This is a genomic window from Alkalihalophilus marmarensis DSM 21297, assembly GCF_000474275.2.
GTDB lineage: Bacteria > Bacillota > Bacilli > Bacillales > Bacillaceae_D > Alkalihalophilus > Alkalihalophilus marmarensis.
The window spans coordinates 261,079-277,291 of sequence record NZ_ATAE01000005.1; the positions used below are offsets into that span (position 1 = coordinate 261,079).

A 16,213-nucleotide genomic window follows, 5' to 3' on the forward strand; every position below is an offset into this window, starting at 1 on the left:
CATTAAATTCCTTCATCAATATCTTTTTTCTTTTTCGCTTTTCGTTTATTAAAGCGAACGTTATTTTTGGTTTGTAAATGAATAGGGCGTTTTGATTGGAAATTAAATGGCATCCTAAAAAACGCATCCTTAAAATCTGCCAGCCTCGTAGGATATAAAGGAGCTAAATAGGGCCGCCCAAGCGAGGTGATGGTCAGCAGATGAACAAGCATAAAATTAAATAAAATAGCTAATCCGACTAAGCCCCATAATTGAGAGGCGAAAATATAAGGGAAGCGTATAAGTCTGATGGTATTACCCATTCGATAGACTGGTGTTGTAAATGAAGCAAGAGCGGCAAGCGCTACTATAATTAATAAAACATTACTCGTTAAGCCTGCTTCAACAGCTGCTGTCCCAATAACAATCCCGCCAACGATACCAATCGTCTGCCCGACTTTTGTAGGAAGCCGTGCACCTGCCTCACGGAGAAGTTCAATCGTTAATTCTAAAAATAATGCCTCTAATATAGGCGGGAAAGGAATTTGACTTCTTGATACAATTAAGGTCGCAAGTAGATCTTGCGGTATAATCTCAGCGTGATACGTTAGTACCGCTACATAAAGGGGCGTAGCAAAAATAGAAAACCAAACGGCAAATAACCTGATCAGACGAAATGCGGTTGCAATATGCCAAGATAAAAAATAATCTTCAAATGCTGAGAAGAATTCAACTAATGTTGTCGGACCGGTAATAGCCTGTGGCGAACCATCCGCAAGAACAATTACTTTCCCTTCAGCCAAAAGAGCGGCAACCCGGTCAGGCCGTTCTGTATCGATAAATTGAGGGAACGGGCTGTTCGTTTGATCTTCTATCATTTGATTAATATAAGAGCTGTCATTAATTTGATCAAATTGAATGGAACTCACACGTTCAATCATTGTATTTACATTTTCTTCATTGGCTATGGATTGTATATACATGATGCATACTCTTGTTCTTGAGAGGGTGCCGACTGTATATTCTTTTACTTTTAAATCAGGCACTGGAATACGCTTGCGTACTAAATTTATATTTGTATCAATACCTTCTACGAATGATTCTTTTGGACCGATTACACTAAATTCTACTTCGGGTATCGTAATCTCACGGTTATCATCCGTTTGAATAGCGACTAAAATACAAAGAGCTGCTTGTTCTTCTAGTTGGATGCACGCATATCCACGCATAAGTGAATCAGCGACAACATTCCCATCAGAAGTTAGTTTGGTATCGTCTATAGAAATAAACGTACGAAGGTCTTCTGGTGTATGAAATTGATGATCCTGTAACTTTTTAATCACATCATTATGTAACTTTTTAGGATCAATCAACGTTCCATAAAAGGAAACCCATAAATTTTTATAAGAAGTCACAATGATTCGGTGTTCGAAGTCGCTTGAAGTCATACCATCTTCTATTGCTTCTTGAATAGTCATAGGCTTTGTTTCATTTTCTGTTGGAAGTGTTAGTCTTTTTTTGATGGAAAACCACGACATGAAACGACCTCCTTACTATCTTTAACCTGATAGGGCTGCAGTAATAATTTTATGCTGGGTTTGCTTCATGTTTAGTGAAGTGGAGAATGATCGCGCGTATGATCATTCCAAGTCCATACCCGGCTAAATGAAATAAAATAGGGGACCAGATGACTCCGATAAGATGGTCAAAAAATTGAATACTACGAGAATAAATCACACCAATGGTTCCGATATAAGCAGAAATGGCAAAAGGAATAAATGCATACTTTACTCGCTCGCCCCCTGCATCACGGTACGCGTCGTACATGGAAAATAAATAAACACATGGATAAAACATGATCCATTGATAATTCACGGTATCGTTGGCTGCAGTCCCGTTACCATAAAAGCTCGGGATAATGGCTAAGTTCAATCTGGCTTGCACATTAATGGTGAATTCTAACAGTACAAAAAATACTCCCTTTAAAAATTTTTGGTTAAGAAATTGTCCAAACCCGGGAAAAGCTATGCTCCAAAAAATGGCTTCTACCCTTTTTTCTTTACTCATGTCATGCAGACGCTGCTTTCATGAGAATATTCACTGATAAGGGAGCTTATTTGCAGGAGAAGAGAGCTGCTTTTGTAATGGGATGTAAATGTCAACGCTTGGAGCGGGTTCGTTGCATTCATGTCTATTCCTCCGTCCTTACTTCGTTTGAAATGTACTAGTGCTAGTTTGTCTTAAATATGTCTTTCTATCCCATCTTTTCTAGAAACCATGATGGATTGAGCATAAAAAAGTGAGCTGAATTTAACTCAGCTCACTTTTTGTATTAATAATGTTGTTTCGTAAATAAGTTAGGAGGCTTTTTTGTGGAATCTGCTTTTAATTGATGAAGAACTTCAATCATCAGGTCAAGTTTTTTCTCAAGCCGATAGAGTAAATAAAACGTGACCATCACAGGGAAGCCATACTCACTTAATATAGGAAGCCACAACTCAAATGAAGTCATAATTAATGGGCAGGCAGTTCAATCACTTCAACTGCTCTTTCGGTAATCCGTGCACCTTTAATGCTAACGAAGTCCCCCCCAGAAGAAGTGTAAACATTTTTTTCAATCACTTTGTTCATCACTTGTAAGATTGCTTCTAGATCTGCGGGTTCAATTGGATCATCTAATGTGATAGAAACTTGCTTGCCTTCTTGATTCAGAAATAACAATTCCAAGACTCGTGCCATCTTATCATCTCCTAATATTATTAATTAATGATGCTGATGAATTAAGCTGATGAATTAAGCTAATGAATAGCTATTGTTTCGTACTACGCCGATTAAAGAATGTTTCTGCAAAGTACCAAGCGCTAAGGCAGTCTCTTCTAGGTCAATATCTAGAGAGGTACCCTTAATGTTGTTAAAGCGCTTATCTTTGAAAATATTTTCGCCGAACACATCTACACCGTGATGAAATTGTAAAGTAAGTCTTGTTTGCTGCATCATCTTATCACCTCCTTTCACGATGTATATAGCAATGAAATCTAAAAAGGGGTGATGTGAAATAAAAAAGGTGGTCATACTAGGTGTGGTTAAACGTTTAATAAGGAAGTTGTGTGTCTACTCTGAACATTTCAAATGAGGTTTCGTTTTATGCACAAAATGGGTAAACTAAAAGGTATACTTTTGGCATGAAAGGAAGATGGAGGGTTTCTTTCTTTGTTTTAGTGAAAAAAGATAAGAAGGGATGCGAAAAACGTTCATGAATGTACAACAAAAAACGCCTGAAAAAATAGGGAGTGTCCTAATCATTTCAGCCATTTTGATAGGACTTTTTGTATTGTGGGGAGTGCTCTCTCCTGGCACACTACAATCTGCTGCAGACAGCGGACTCGGCTGGATGATTGAAAACTTTGGCTGGTTTTACATGTTATCAACTGCTTTTTTTGTATTATTTGTTATAGCTATTGCTCTAAGTCCCTTTGGAAGAATGAGACTTGGAAAGCCTGATGAAAGGCCGGAATATACTTGGTACTCTTGGATTGGGATGTTATTCGCTGCTGGAATCGGGGTAGGATTTGTATTCTGGGGTGTAGCTGAACCGGTATTATACTATATTGATACTCCTATGGGATATACACCTGAAACTGAACAAGCAGCCGCAGCAGGTCTTCGTTACGGGGTTTACCACTGGGCTCTGCATCCGTGGGCGATTTTCTCTATTGTGGGATTGACGTTAGCGTATGTACAATTCCGTAAAGATCGTCCTGCATTAATTAGTTCTGCTTTTTACCCTCTGTTAGGGGACCGTGTAAATGGCTGGACTGGTCGTTCAATTGATATTTTAGCTGTTATTGCTACTTGTACAGGTGTAGCAACAACGTTTGGTTTAAGCGCCCTGCAGATTACAGGCGGGTTATCTTATATTTCTGCTATCCCTAATAACGTCTGGACTCAAATTACCATTATTGCTGTTGTGACCGTGTTATTTATGATCTCGGCTGGTAAAGGGGTAGATAAAGGAATTAAGAAATTAAGTAATATTAACTTAGCCGTTGCAGGATTACTATTACTCTTTGTTATTATCGTAGGACCTACATTATTTATTTTAGAGAATTTTGTTACGACGCTTGGCGGCTACATTACAAATGTGGCTTCAATGAGTTTAACAATGACTCCATTTTCAGAAAGTACATGGCTTGGAACGAACACAATCTTCTTTTGGGCTTGGCATATTGCATGGGCTCCATTTATGGGTCTTTTTATAGCGCGTATCTCACGCGGTAGAACAATTCGTGAATTTATGGCGGGAGTATTATTAGTACCTTCCCTTTTAGCGGTTCTCTGGTTTACCACATTCGGTGGTACGGCTTTAAACCTTGAAATTTCAGGACAAGCTCCAATTGCCGATTTAGTTATGAGTAATGTAGAGCTTGCCTTATTTGCTACATTAGGAGAACTGCCTTTAAGCATGATTACGAATATATTAGCTGTTATTGTCATTCTTATTTTCTTCATTACTTCAGCGGACTCTGCTTCATATGTACTCGGTGCAATGACTTCTCACGGGAGTCTCAACCCTAAGTTATCAGTTAAGTTATTATGGGGATTCTTAATCGCTGGTACGGCAAGTGTTCTCTTAATTAGCGGAGGAGGGGGACTCGATGCCCTTCAGACTGCATCAATCATTGCAGCCTTACCTTTTGCAGTGATCATGATTATAATGATTATTTCCGTACTCGTGATGCTTGGCAGGGACTTTAAGTTAGAAGGCAAGAAAACACGTAAAAAGCGCGTAATACAGTTGAAGAAAGAAATTAAAGAAGAGTTTTTAGACGATGTAAGAGAAGAGGTGTATGAAGAATTACGTGATGAAGTGAAAGAAGAAATGATCGAAGAAATGAAAGAAGAAGTAAAAGAGGAAATGATTGAGGAAATGAAAGAAGAAGTGTATGAAGAGATGAAAGAAGACTTCTACGAGGAAATTAAAGAAGATATTTATCAAGAACTAGATATTGATAAAGATAAGAAGAAATAAAAAATTGTGTTTTACTATTTCAATACAATTAGTCGAGATTTGGTGAGTAGAAGCTGGCATTTGAGAAAAAACAAGTAAAAATGCTTTCACAATTATTCACTGAAGCAATTGAAAAAGGTATGATAGCAAAGCAGCCAATTGAACAGCTTATATCGAGCTATTTTTGTATTCTTGACGGCAATGTATTTCATTTGTTCTTTTATAAAGAACATCAAAAACTAGATAATGAAGCCCAGGAAGCACATAATCAAGAGCGAATGATGAATATTTGGAAAATATATTGGCAAGGCTTATGCGTAGACAAGGAAGCAGGATTACGATTATAGTAATCCTCTTTTTTATGTTCACAAACTGTTCAAAATGAACATTGATATGTGATGTCTGCATCATATTTTCATCACAAATAGATGCTACACTATGTGTAACGAAAACAAAGAGGTGAAATGATAAATGAAACGTTTAGTAATGATTACTGTGGCTGCCCTAACAGCTTTAAGTGCTTGTGGAGGTGCAGAATCAGATGAAATGGAGATGGGTATGGATGATCAATTAACCCCTATTGAGGTTGAATTGGTTGTGCCGGATCAAGCGGAAATTAATGAAGAAGTTCTGTTTGAGAGTCATGTCACTCAAGGTGATGACTTAGTAGAAGATGCAAATGAGGTCGTTTATGAGGTGTGGCAGGAAGGTCAAAAGGATTCAAGTGAAATGATTGAAGCCACAGATCAAGACGGAAATAATTATATGCTAACTCATGTTTTTGAAGAGGAGGGACGTTATCACGTCCAAACCCATGTGACGGCAAGAGGTCTTCACCGTATGCCTATAGCAGAGATTCAAATTGGCAGTGTAGAAAGTTCAGCGGAAGAGGGAGAAGAGCCGCATGAACATGAACAGTCAGATAACAGCGAAAATCATCACCATCATGGGGAGATAGAAATTGAAATGACAAAAGAAGAAGATGGAGTGACCTTTTTTATTGAAGTAAATGGAGAAGAGCTGACAGACGGTATTGTTACAATTGAAATGTGGCAAAACGAGGATGATAAACATATCTGGCTTGATACGAGTGAAGAAGGTGAGGGAAGATACAAGCTTCCTGCAGATGACGAGTATTCAGGAGAATATGAAGCAGTCATTCATATTGAGCGGGAGCATGATTCATTGCATGAACACATAAATAAAACAATTACATTTTAATAAGAAGAACCAGCCTATGATTAATTCATTTTAATCATTCGGCTGGTCTTTTTCATCTACAATAGGTAAACAGATCGTTACAGTTGTCCCTTTCCCCAACTCGCTCTCATAATGTATCGTTCCATTATGTTTTTCAATAATCGCTTTTGAAATAGCTACCCCAAGACCTGTGCCGCCGTATTTCCTTGTGCGAGCATCATCTGTTCTGTAAAAACGTTCACCTAAATGTACGAGTGCTTCCTTAGATATTCCAGCTCCCGTGTCTGTGATCATTATTTTACAGATGTTTGCACGTTCAAGAGTTAAAGTACATTTAATAGAATCACCGCTTTGACAATGATGCAAGCTGTTTTGTATAAGGTTATGCAGCACTTGTTTGATTCGGTTTGGGTCGATCAATGCAATAATGGATTCATCATTAGATGTAATAATCTCAATTCCTTTTTTTCTTGCACTCGGTAAATAAGAGGCAGCCGCTTCATCAATAAGAGCAGAAAGGACAGTCGGTTCCGCTGAGAGAACTTCTTGTTCGCCTTGAATTTTTGCAAGGTCCAATAAGTCATTCACCAGCTTACTAAGCCGGTCTGATTCATTATGAATAATAGAGACAAATTCTTTTTGATCCTCTCTTAATTGTTCGTCTTCAAGAAGTACTTCACTATATCCTTTAACGTAACTTAGCGGAGTTCTTAACTCATGTGAGACATTTGAGAGGAAGGTTTGCTTTCTTACATCTTCAATTTCTAGTGCATTGGCCATCTCATTAAAGGAATGTCCCAGCTGCCCTAATTCATCACCTGTGTGAATAGGAACCCTGCTGCTAAAATCCCCTGCAGCAATCTTTTTTGTGGCAAGCTGCATCGTCGTTAACGGCTTAGTTACATACGTTGTGAACCTTGAACCTGATAAGTATAAAATAACAAACAACACTAAGATTAAGAGGACGAGAACAGGTACAGCTGGCAGAAACACTTCCTGAATTGAGGAGACAGGAACATATACATACAATATGCCATCTAATACACGGTCCTCTACTAATGGAGTGACAACAGCTAATACATTACGGTCAATTCGTTCTTCATACCCCATTTTGACGAGGTATTCCCCGTTTAATAGCTGTCTGCGCTCTTCCTCTGAAATAAAGGTTTGATAGTCAATCTCAAAAGGAAGGCAGGCGCTCAATTCCCGCGGGTTTTGAACGACGTATATCTGAGTTGTAGACACATCGTTATGAGCTTCTGCCCTCTGAATGAAATCCTCGTTTAGTTCACCTGGAGTATGCTGTGTTGCCAGATTACGGCCAAGTGAGAGCAGCCGTTCTTCCTCTGCACCCACATACACTTCTTGATAGATATAGGAAACTAACAATACGGACACTAAAATGGAACCGTACGTAAAGGTAAGTAAAAATGCCCACACTTTTTTATGAAAAGACCATGAACCCCACTTCATTCAATATCCACCAGCTTATAGCCAATTCCCCACACAGTTTGAATGACATTTCCGTATGGTTTAAGCTTCATTCGTAGAGTTTTTATGTGTGTATCAACGGTTCTCTCTGTTCCTTCATAATCAAGACCCCAGACAGAGGTGAGCAAATGCTCTCTTGTGAACACCTGACCTTGATGCTCAAATAAAAATAATAGCAAATCAAATTCTTTGACGGTAAGCGAAATTGGGACTTGATCGACTTTCATACTGCGGGCTTTTCGATTCAGTTGAATCCCATCTAAAGAAAAAATCTCCGGTTTATCAATATGTTGATCGATATGTTTGCCAATATGATGAATAAGGTTCCTATTTGTTTGATAAGTTCTTCGTAACACCGCTTGAATGCGTGCAAGTAATTCCCCTTTGCTAAAAGGCTTGCTTAAATAATCATCGCCGCCTAGCATTAGCCCCTCAATACGATCTTTTTCATCTGATCGTGCCGTTAGAAAAATGACAGGGAGGGTAGATGATTCTCTTAATTTTTTCACGAAGTCAAAACCATCCATCACTGGCATCATTACGTCTACGACTGCAAGATCAATTTGATGTGAAGAGAGGAGGGACATGGCCTCTTCACCGTGATCAGCCGTAATGGTCTCAAATCCTTCTTTTGTGAGATGAAGCGTTAACAGACGCTGCATGGTTCGTTCGTCTTCTACGATTAGAATGGTAGGCATGTCTACTTTGCCTCCTCTCGGATAGTTAAATCTAGCGGACCTTCTCCAACCTTAATCCTCTTTTGTGAGGTAAGAGTATTTAGGTCAACGATTTCTACAGAGTTGCTATCATAGCCGGCGATAAATAGAAAGTCATCAAGTGCAGCCATAGTAAACGGGTTAGCTACCGTATCGATAATAGATTCCACTTCATTTGTTTCAGAATTTATTTCACGAAGCTGATTGGAGCCATGGCTAAGAACCAGGATTGAATTATCATGACTCAAGAAGGCAACTGGCATCGTTGGAGCAAATAGTTGACCTGCTTTTTCTTGTCGTACGATATCAACCATTTCAATGTGATTGGTTATCTCTGCACCACGTCCATGACCGCCTATCCAAACAATTGACTCGTTAACCATAATCATATCTGTAGCACGGTCAATGCTTGGCAAGGTTGTAGTGACTTCGTTAGTGGAAAGGTCGATAACAGAAATGCTCGTATCTTCATAATTCAGGACATATAATGAATTCTCATGACGATAAAGGTATTGTGGTGAAGAACCGACTTCTATACGATCTATCACTTCACCATCCAACGATAAAACGACAACTTCATTTTCTTCGCTTTGAGTGAGGTAAAGTTTGTTGTTAAGCAGCTTCAGATCATCTACAGCTGAAGAGACAGAAATTGATTGAACCTCTTTACCTGAAGTAAGGTCATACACATACAGTGTAGAATGGATCGAGCTGTAGGTTAATAGTATGTCGTGATCAAGTAACAATGTGCCAGATGCAGGGTGATGCAGATTCCAAGTCGTTATCAAATCATGCTTTGTGCCGTGAATAAAGCTTAAACTCTCATCAAAAGAATTGGTAACAATAACTACGGGTTCAGCGCTAGGAAGTCCTTCGTGTGAAAAAGGAGAGCAGCTGATAAGAATCAAAAGTGAACATGCTGTGAGTACGATCTTTATAGCAGAATACATAGCAATACTCCTTAGCTAAATTAAAATGGTAAAGCTTCTATCATTATAGACGAAAGTTGTGATGAAATAATGAAAAGCACGCAGATTGTGCGTGCTTAATTGATAATTCCATGTGTCACAATCTCGGTTTTTGTGTGGGCATGTAATTCAATATTGGGATAGACTTCTTTCCAATTGGTGTTTTTAAGCCATACATCACGGTCATACGCCATCAACTCTAGGCCTATTCCTAGTGCATCACAATTCGCTTCTTGAAGCTGCCTCATCGTTCGATTAGCTACATCTTGAAAATGCTTTCCGAGCTTCTCATTTAACTTGAGGGTGAGCTCGCGCTCGGTAAACCCGTCTTCAGGATATTCTACAGCATTCACTTTTATCGTAAGGTTAATATCAGCATGAATCCCGCCGGCTTCTTCAACCACAGTTAAATCCCGATCAATTCCTACCACTTGAACCGTTATAAAATCATTTAATCGAGGGTATTTGTCATCAGTTACTCTTACAGTGAAATTTGCTGTCCGTTTAAATTTGTCCATTAATAAAAGCAGCATCGTGCTCTCCTCAGTACCTAGGGCGCCAGCAAACTTTCGATCATTAAATAGAGCAATCTGATCACCATGAATATCCTCTGAGTCGTCTCGAATACTCAAATAGGGCAAAATGACATCTTGCCCAGGATCAAAGAGAATTGGACATACAAATTGAATATTCGTAACTGGAAAAATAGTAGCTTGTTCACCTGCATCAATTAAGTCACGGAGATATTCACTAACTAAAGGATGATTTTCTACCTTTAACTTCAAGTAAGGTTCTGCTTTGCCCTTTGTAATTGCAATATTTGCATTTAAAGGGCTCCGTGGGTCACGGTAAAAGACATCAAGATAAGAATAGAGATCTGTTTTAGCTGCTTCATCACTAATTAGGATGACTCGTGTTTTGGCAGCATCCAGTCTTCCGGATACTTCATGGTCAATATTTAATCTACTTTGTCTAGTTGTATTTCCTATTGCAGTAACACTTCTTGTTTGGGCTTGTTGGTCCTTTCCACTATCTGCGCTAGGAATGGTAACCGTTGTTCTGATGCGACCATCTTTTTCTAGATCAAAGGCGCCGCTGTAAATTAATTGAATGTCTTTTAAATAGCGGCTGTCCCAACAGCCGCTCATTAATACAAGACAACATAGGAGTAAGATCATTTTTCTGATCATGTAGGAGACACTCCTTTCTTTCCTGTTCTGCTCTCATTATTTTCTTTACGCTTAAAAAGAAAAGCAAAACCTAAAATAACAAAAGGAAATATAAAGGAAAAAACGCCTCCAATATTGCTAATTAACTCAGACATTGTCGCTATGCGTAATACGTTATGGGGTGAAACACTGAACAGAAAAATAATTAGAGAAATTCCCCATACAAATGGGCTGTGGTTGGTCTTATTAAACAGCATAGCTGTCCCTAATGAAGCAATATAGAGATACCCAACAAATGAAGTTAAAACGGAAACCATCCATACTGAAAGAAAGATTAAGTCTGTCCGCTCTAACACGATAAAGGAAAATGATTTGATTAAATAAAGGATGGGTTGAGGGACCAAACCTATCTCTTCTGGACTGAAAAAAATGTAACAAGTAAACGCTAAATAGGCATATATCAGTGTAACTGTCACATTGGCGATCGTTGCGGCTTTTACTTTTGTTTTAATTGTCCCTTCAGTCGCAGCGAACAATATAATAAATATTTCAAAGCCTAATAACGATAGCGTGGCAGCTTTTGCGCTCAACAAAATATTGGTCATTCCCGTATGACCAATCGGCAGCACATATCGATATTCAGCATGGGTAAAGGCAGTAATGGTTAATAAAATGACTAAAACTAACAGTACTGAAACAATTACGTGAAAGCGGGCAATGATACGCACATTCTCTTTCGTTAAGTACCATGCCGTAAAAACCGCTATTCCTACTTTAAGAAATTGGGGTGTGTTGGGGAACGCCCAAATAGTTAATACCGAGCTAAACAAGATTAAGATAACCACTCCTACACTAATGAAATAAACCACATGAATCAGGATTAAAAATTTTCCAAGCCACTTGCCAAAAACGTTTTCCAAAATAATGTACAAATTTGAATTCGGATACCGTTTAGAGATGAACATATAAATAAAGATGATGATCTGCACAGCAAGGCCAGCTAACAATATTGAGATCCAGCCATCTGTTTTTGCCCCTGCATCAAAGACAGAAAAGGGCATCGAAAGGACGCCGACACCTACTTGAGTTTGGATAACAAACAAAGCGAGCTGAGAAGGGGTAATCGTCATTTTTTGGTTTTGATTACTCATTTTTAGCCCACCTTCTTGAATAGCCTTGTTGTTTTTTCTTTAGAGGTCTATAAGAAGCAGGCTTTAAATTCATTAACCAAACTGGCATGCGGAGAAAGGTATCTTTAAGATCTTTCCATTGGAAAGGAGCAACAGGTGAAAAATAAGGAACACCAAAAGATTCCAATTTGCACAAATGGATTAATAGAAGCATTCCTGCAAATGAAATGCCAAAAAAGCCAAATGATGCAGCCGCAAACATAAATGGAAATCGTAAAATTCGAACCGACGTATTCATTTCTGTTGAAGGAACAACAAAGGCGGCGATGGCGGTTAATGCTACTACGATAATCATGACATTTGATACAAGACCCGCTGTAACAATGGCATCACCAATCACGAGACCTCCGACAATCCCGATGGTTTGCCCGATAGGGGAGGGAAGCCTTACCCCGGCCTCGCGAATTAATTCAATGGTAAGCTCCATGATAATGGCCTCAATAATCGGAGGATATGGTATTTGTTCAACAGAGGTCTTCACAGGAAGAACAAGATCATTCGGAATTACTTCAAAGTGAAATCCAACAACAGCGATATAGATAGCTGGAAGTAATATTGCAATCAGAAAACTCAAAATTCGAATCATTCGATAAAAGGTCCCAACATAAAAACGGCTGTTATAATCATCGGGTGATTGGTAAAAGGCAAAGAATGTGATAGGCGCAATAATACAAGTTGGGCTTCCTTCTATCATAATGGCGATCTGGCCATCCATTACAGCAGCCATCGTACGATCTGGACGTTCCGTATTTAACACTTGAGGAAAGGGAGAGAACGTAGAATCCTCTAAAAATTCCTCAATAAATCCGGGACTGAAGGTCATGTCCATTTCAATCGATTCAATACGTTTTGTGATTTCTTGAACTAATTGAGGGTTAGCGATATTTTTCATATACACGATACAAACAGATGTGTTCGTATCTGTACCGATTTTGTGATATTGAATAGCTAATTGCCTGCTTGAAATTCTTCTTCTTAGAAGGTGGACATTCGTCCCTAAATCTTCGACAAAGCCCTCATGCGATCCACGCACAACCTTTTCATTCATCGGCTCTGCTGTATCACGCTTAATAATACTTCCTGTATCAAGTAAATAAATCATTTCCTCGCCGTCTATCAGCAAAACAGACCTGCCTTCAAGCAGCGCTTCAATCACTTTATTATTTGAATTGGTAGGAACAAACATTGCTGCATGTTCAAGCATTTTATCAAGAGACCTTTTGCTGTCGAAGGCTGACCCTAACATCCGCTCAATCTTTTCATACTCTGTTACCGAGCTTAGATAATACAAGGATGCTTTTTTGTCATCAATTTTAAAATGCCTTCTTTGCAGGTCGCCTGCATCACTTAATGTTGATTCAATGTACTGCTGGTTTTTAACGAGCAGATTAGACGTTTTGGCATGACTCGGAGATGAAGATGAATTCGTGGATGCTTCACTTGATTGGCCATTCATTTTGGATTGTTTTAATCGTGTTAAGCGTTTCACCCTCATCATCCTCCTTTTATGCATGTTTTCTCGTCATTATCGTTTGCATAAATGGAGAATTCATGCAGAGGAGGAGAAAATTCTTATTGGGAATTAAAGGGTGAGTATGAAAAAAGCAAGGACTCATCATGAAGAAGAAAGTCCTTGCTTAGTTTTTAGTGCTATAAATTTTTTTGCGATGAGGAAGAAGAAAATAAGGGCAAACGAGCTGATGAGGATTAATCCAATAATTGAAATTGAGAACGTATTTGATAATACACTAACAATCATACATACATATAAAATGCCTAACAGGTTTTTCATTTTCTTCTCATTAAATAAACGAGTGGATCTTGCGCCAATTGGAGCGCCTAGGAATGTTCCTAAAATTAAGGCTAACCCGATTCCAAAATTAATAGGGCTTGATAAACTATATGAAATAAGCCCTGCAGCTACGATAAATACAACGGAGGCTAAGCTGGTACCTACTGCTTGACTCGCTTTGAATCCTAGTAACGATATAAGAAGAGGGACAATGAAAAACCCTCCGCTCACTCCCAATGCAGATGAGATAAACCCGGCACCCAGGCCGATTAACCCAGCTACAATCGCTGGTGGAAGCTTTTTCTTCGTTGATTGTTTCTCCTTTTTGGCCGGAAATAATAACGAAAAGGCGAAGTAGCTTAGTAAAGCGATATAGAAAACAGAAATCACCGTTTCAGCAAATCCCATAGAATCAAGCCGGATCATTAATGGATGAGCAATTTGCGTACCGATGATCCCTGTACAATTAATAATAATCACATAATACCAATTAATATTTTTTAACCTGAAGTGTGAGATCGCTCCAGAAATAGAGGTTCCAAGGGAAAGCATAAGGCTTGTGCCGATCACTGTAGTAGGCGGTAAGCCAAACATGAGCAATAAAGGCGTTAAAATAATTCCTCCTCCAATACCGAAAAAGCCAGAGAATACTCCAATTCCTACACCTAACAAAATAAATAATAAATAGTCCATACATACCTCCTGCCCTTTATTATATAAGATTTCATCAGATTAAGGGGAAGATATTAGGTTATTCGTAAAAAATGTCGGATGAGTGAGAAATATGACTAACAAAAAAGGAAGGAATATAAAGAATTTTGCAGAACTTTACGTAATGCTAAATGTATTTAGTAAAGTTAGGAGAATGGGTATGGTTGATACAATATGGTGTGCGAGTGAAAATGGAACAAGAGTTGCTCAAGCCTTTTTAGATCGGAATGGAACAATTATTGAAATAAATCATAAATGGTCTGAACTATTTGGATTTAAGACAGGAGAATTGTTGTATACAAATATTAATGAAATGCTTGAAGACCATTTATTTACGTCCGTTTTTTTTGAATCGGGTCTATTCGAAACTGAGTTGCCTAATAATGATTCGATGCAGCAAAAATCTTCTGAAGTAAATGGAGACTTTTTTGCCGATTTAAAACAGTTTAAGAAACTTAAAGTACAAACTAATGAGATATCCGGTATAGATACAACGTTGACATGTATATTAACACCCATTCAAATGAACGAACGTGAATATTTATTACAAGTTATGCAGAGTCATAGTAAAGATACTGATACTGCCTATCAACCAAATGAAGCATTTGCTAAAAAGATTCTTAATGGGATTAAAGACGGGATTATCACGATTAAGCTGGATGGAACCTTTTTATTTGTCAATGAAAAAGCAGAACGGCTGTTAGGGATGTCGGGTGAACAATTAAATGGACGGGATTTTTGGTCGCTTTTACAAATGGATCAGCCTGGACTCTCTAAGAAGGTGTATGAATTATTATCGGGGGAAGAAAGCATTCAAGTGGAATATTATATCGATGAGATGAAGGCATGGTACGATGTGCGAGCATATCGCATTGAAGATCAAGTAACTTTGTATTTCACCGATTGTTCTAAACGAAAAGAGATGGAACATGATCTGCGTGAGAGTGAGAGGAGATATAAAAGTTTAGTCGAGCATACCCCAGAAACGATCTCTGTTCATGATGGGAGTAAGTTGATTTATATTAATCCTGCCGGAGAAAAGTTGTTTAAAGCCGCTAACAGAAAGGAGTTAATTAATAAAAAAATTGAAGTGCTCTATAAAGCAGATGACTTTAAGCGGATTAGGGAAAATGCCAGATTGCTTCTGTCCGGAAAAAAGAAGATGACCACTTCTGTATTTGAGCTGCAATGTTTGGACGGTTCGAAAGTGGATGTAGAAGCAACGTCAACGGTTATTTTATTTAAAGGAAAGCCTGCTTTTAGAACGATCTTAAAAGATGTCTCTGAAAGAAACCGAATGGACGATTTAATTAGAAAGTCAGATAAATTATCTGTCGTTGCCCAACTAGCAGCAGGAGTAGCCCATGAAATTAGAAATCCGTTAACAGCTATAAAAGGATTTCTACAGTTATTTCAGCGTGAAAAGGAATTTAATGAGCAATTCTTAGATTTAGTGATGGAAGAATTGGAACGAGTTGAATCCATTATCTATGAATATTTAACCTTAGCGAAGCCAAACCATGAATCGACTTTTGACAACTTACACTTGCATCCGCTTGTTAATAAAGTCATGACGTTAGTAGAAACACAATCCATTATGAAAAATGTACAGATTGATTTTGAATATGAAAAGGTCCCTCCTATCTGCGGCTCTGAAAAGCAATTAAAACAGGTCTTGCTGAATTTAATAAAAAATGCGATAGAAGCTGTTGATGTGAACGGGGAAATAGTCATTAGACTGCTAAATCATGCAGAGGATCAGATTTGTATCCAAATTGAAGATAATGGCTGCGGCATTTCCAGTGAACGGATTGCGCGATTAGGGGAACCATTTTACTCAACAAAAGAGAAAGGAACAGGTCTCGGACTCATGGTCTGCTATAAAATCATTGAACATCACCAAGGGATTGTAACGATTCATAGTGAAGAAGGAGCAGGGACAAGAATTGACGTCATTCTTCCCGTTTTATGAAGGATAATAAGCAAAAA

General features: G+C 38.4%; 16 protein-coding genes. 4 read left to right on the forward strand and 12 right to left on the reverse strand.

Translation table 11 applies throughout. The features are described 5' to 3' along the window. Positions 1–2 precede the first annotated feature (2 nt). The 5 genes from A33I_RS02715 to A33I_RS02735 all read right to left on the reverse strand — a co-directional run bounded on the left by A33I_RS02715 (position 3) and on the right by A33I_RS02735 (position 2,976). A complete protein-coding gene (locus A33I_RS02715; protein ID WP_022626924.1) occupies positions 3–1,517 on the reverse strand; it encodes a spore germination protein in 1,515 nt (504 codons plus the stop codon). Positions 1,518–1,566: 49 nt separating this feature from the next. Next, positions 1,567–2,046 carry a hypothetical protein gene (locus A33I_RS02720; RefSeq protein WP_012958244.1) on the reverse strand — a complete coding sequence of 160 codons (480 nt, stop codon included), beginning with the start codon at positions 2,044–2,046 and terminating at the stop codon, positions 1,567–1,569. A 265-nt stretch (positions 2,047–2,311) separates the two neighbouring features. Then, entirely contained in the window at positions 2,312–2,491 is a 180-nt protein-coding gene (locus A33I_RS02725; RefSeq protein WP_041203286.1) for a YvrJ family protein, read from the reverse strand. 2 nt (positions 2,492–2,493) lie between these two features. After that, complete coding sequence (locus tag A33I_RS02730; protein ID WP_022626925.1) at positions 2,494–2,718, reverse strand: DUF2922 domain-containing protein; 225 nt, start codon at positions 2,716–2,718, stop codon at positions 2,494–2,496. A 54-nt stretch (positions 2,719–2,772) separates the two neighbouring features. Continuing rightward, a complete protein-coding gene (locus A33I_RS02735) occupies positions 2,773–2,976 on the reverse strand; it encodes a DUF1659 domain-containing protein (RefSeq protein ID WP_012958247.1) in 204 nt (67 codons plus the stop codon). Between the two features lie 256 nt (positions 2,977–3,232). Here A33I_RS02735 and A33I_RS02740 point away from each other — a divergent pair, with 256 nt between their 5' ends. From A33I_RS02740 to A33I_RS02750, 3 genes are all read left to right on the forward strand, one after another. Further along, positions 3,233–5,008: a BCCT family transporter gene (locus tag A33I_RS02740; RefSeq protein WP_041203287.1), complete on the forward strand. Its 1,776-nt coding sequence runs from the start codon at positions 3,233–3,235 to the stop codon at positions 5,006–5,008. 80 nt (positions 5,009–5,088) lie between these two features. Next, a complete protein-coding gene (locus A33I_RS02745) occupies positions 5,089–5,334 on the forward strand; it encodes a hypothetical protein (protein WP_022626927.1) in 246 nt (81 codons plus the stop codon). A 124-nt stretch (positions 5,335–5,458) separates the two neighbouring features. Beyond that, the gene (locus A33I_RS02750; protein WP_022626928.1) at positions 5,459–6,208 is read left to right on the forward strand and encodes a FixH family protein; all 750 of its coding nucleotides are present in this window, start codon (positions 5,459–5,461) and stop codon (positions 6,206–6,208) included. A 30-nt stretch (positions 6,209–6,238) separates the two neighbouring features. On the opposite strand, the gene A33I_RS02755 is transcribed toward A33I_RS02750, so the two are convergent. The 7 genes from A33I_RS02755 to A33I_RS02785 form a co-directional block, all read right to left on the reverse strand. After that, positions 6,239–7,660 (reverse strand): sensor histidine kinase, encoded by a 1,422-nt coding sequence (locus A33I_RS02755; RefSeq protein ID WP_022626929.1) that lies wholly within the window; start codon positions 7,658–7,660, stop codon positions 6,239–6,241. Next, positions 7,657–8,376 carry a response regulator transcription factor gene (locus A33I_RS02760; RefSeq protein WP_022626930.1) on the reverse strand — a complete coding sequence of 240 codons (720 nt, stop codon included), beginning with the start codon at positions 8,374–8,376 and terminating at the stop codon, positions 7,657–7,659. The genes A33I_RS02755 and A33I_RS02760 overlap by 4 nt, the downstream gene beginning before the upstream one ends. A 2-nt stretch (positions 8,377–8,378) precedes the next feature. Continuing rightward, complete coding sequence (locus tag A33I_RS02765) at positions 8,379–9,344, reverse strand: YncE family protein (protein ID WP_022626931.1); 966 nt, start codon at positions 9,342–9,344, stop codon at positions 8,379–8,381. A 95-nt stretch (positions 9,345–9,439) separates the two neighbouring features. After that, entirely contained in the window at positions 9,440–10,552 is a 1,113-nt protein-coding gene (locus tag A33I_RS02770; RefSeq protein WP_022626932.1) for a Ger(x)C family spore germination protein, read from the reverse strand. Further along, positions 10,549–11,682, reverse strand: coding sequence for a GerAB/ArcD/ProY family transporter (locus A33I_RS02775; protein WP_022626933.1), 1,134 nt, complete (start codon positions 11,680–11,682; stop codon positions 10,549–10,551). The genes A33I_RS02770 and A33I_RS02775 overlap by 4 nt, the downstream gene beginning before the upstream one ends. Beyond that, positions 11,675–13,210, reverse strand: coding sequence for a spore germination protein (locus tag A33I_RS02780; protein WP_022626934.1), 1,536 nt, complete (start codon positions 13,208–13,210; stop codon positions 11,675–11,677). The genes A33I_RS02775 and A33I_RS02780 overlap by 8 nt, the downstream gene beginning before the upstream one ends. 126 nt (positions 13,211–13,336) lie before the next feature. Then, complete coding sequence (locus A33I_RS02785; RefSeq protein ID WP_022626935.1) at positions 13,337–14,206, reverse strand: sulfite exporter TauE/SafE family protein; 870 nt, start codon at positions 14,204–14,206, stop codon at positions 13,337–13,339. Between the two features lie 178 nt (positions 14,207–14,384). On the opposite strand from A33I_RS02785, the gene A33I_RS02790 reads away from it, so the two are divergent. Beyond that, positions 14,385–16,196 (forward strand): PAS domain-containing sensor histidine kinase, encoded by a 1,812-nt coding sequence (locus A33I_RS02790; protein WP_022626936.1) that lies wholly within the window; start codon positions 14,385–14,387, stop codon positions 16,194–16,196. Positions 16,197–16,213: the final 17 nt, after the last annotated feature.

Excerpts from the sequence above, each read along its gene's own strand:
- A33I_RS02750 (WP_022626928.1), top strand. The coding sequence starts at position 5,459 with ATGAAACGTTTAGTAATGATTACTGTGGCTGCCCTAACAGCTTTAAGT.
- A33I_RS02725 (WP_041203286.1), bottom strand. The coding sequence starts at position 2,491 with ATGACTTCATTTGAGTTGTGGCTTCCTATATTAAGTGAGTATGGCTTC.
- A33I_RS02770 (WP_022626932.1), bottom strand. The coding sequence starts at position 10,552 with ATGATCAGAAAAATGATCTTACTCCTATGTTGTCTTGTATTAATGAGC.
- A33I_RS02740 (WP_041203287.1), top strand. The coding sequence starts at position 3,233 with ATGAATGTACAACAAAAAACGCCTGAAAAAATAGGGAGTGTCCTAATC.
- A33I_RS02715 (WP_022626924.1), bottom strand. The coding sequence starts at position 1,517 with ATGTCGTGGTTTTCCATCAAAAAAAGACTAACACTTCCAACAGAAAAT.
- A33I_RS02755 (WP_022626929.1), bottom strand. The coding sequence starts at position 7,660 with ATGAAGTGGGGTTCATGGTCTTTTCATAAAAAAGTGTGGGCATTTTTA.
- A33I_RS02765 (WP_022626931.1), bottom strand. The coding sequence starts at position 9,344 with ATGTATTCTGCTATAAAGATCGTACTCACAGCATGTTCACTTTTGATT.
- A33I_RS02730 (WP_022626925.1), bottom strand. The coding sequence starts at position 2,718 with ATGGCACGAGTCTTGGAATTGTTATTTCTGAATCAAGAAGGCAAGCAA.
- A33I_RS02785 (WP_022626935.1), bottom strand. The coding sequence starts at position 14,206 with ATGGACTATTTATTATTTATTTTGTTAGGTGTAGGAATTGGAGTATTC.
- A33I_RS02775 (WP_022626933.1), bottom strand. The coding sequence starts at position 11,682 with ATGAGTAATCAAAACCAAAAAATGACGATTACCCCTTCTCAGCTCGCT.
- A33I_RS02790 (WP_022626936.1), top strand. The coding sequence starts at position 14,385 with ATGGTTGATACAATATGGTGTGCGAGTGAAAATGGAACAAGAGTTGCT.
- A33I_RS02745 (WP_022626927.1), top strand. The coding sequence starts at position 5,089 with ATGCTTTCACAATTATTCACTGAAGCAATTGAAAAAGGTATGATAGCA.
- A33I_RS02720 (WP_012958244.1), bottom strand. The coding sequence starts at position 2,046 with ATGAGTAAAGAAAAAAGGGTAGAAGCCATTTTTTGGAGCATAGCTTTT.
- A33I_RS02760 (WP_022626930.1), bottom strand. The coding sequence starts at position 8,376 with ATGCCTACCATTCTAATCGTAGAAGACGAACGAACCATGCAGCGTCTG.
- A33I_RS02735 (WP_012958247.1), bottom strand. The coding sequence starts at position 2,976 with ATGATGCAGCAAACAAGACTTACTTTACAATTTCATCACGGTGTAGAT.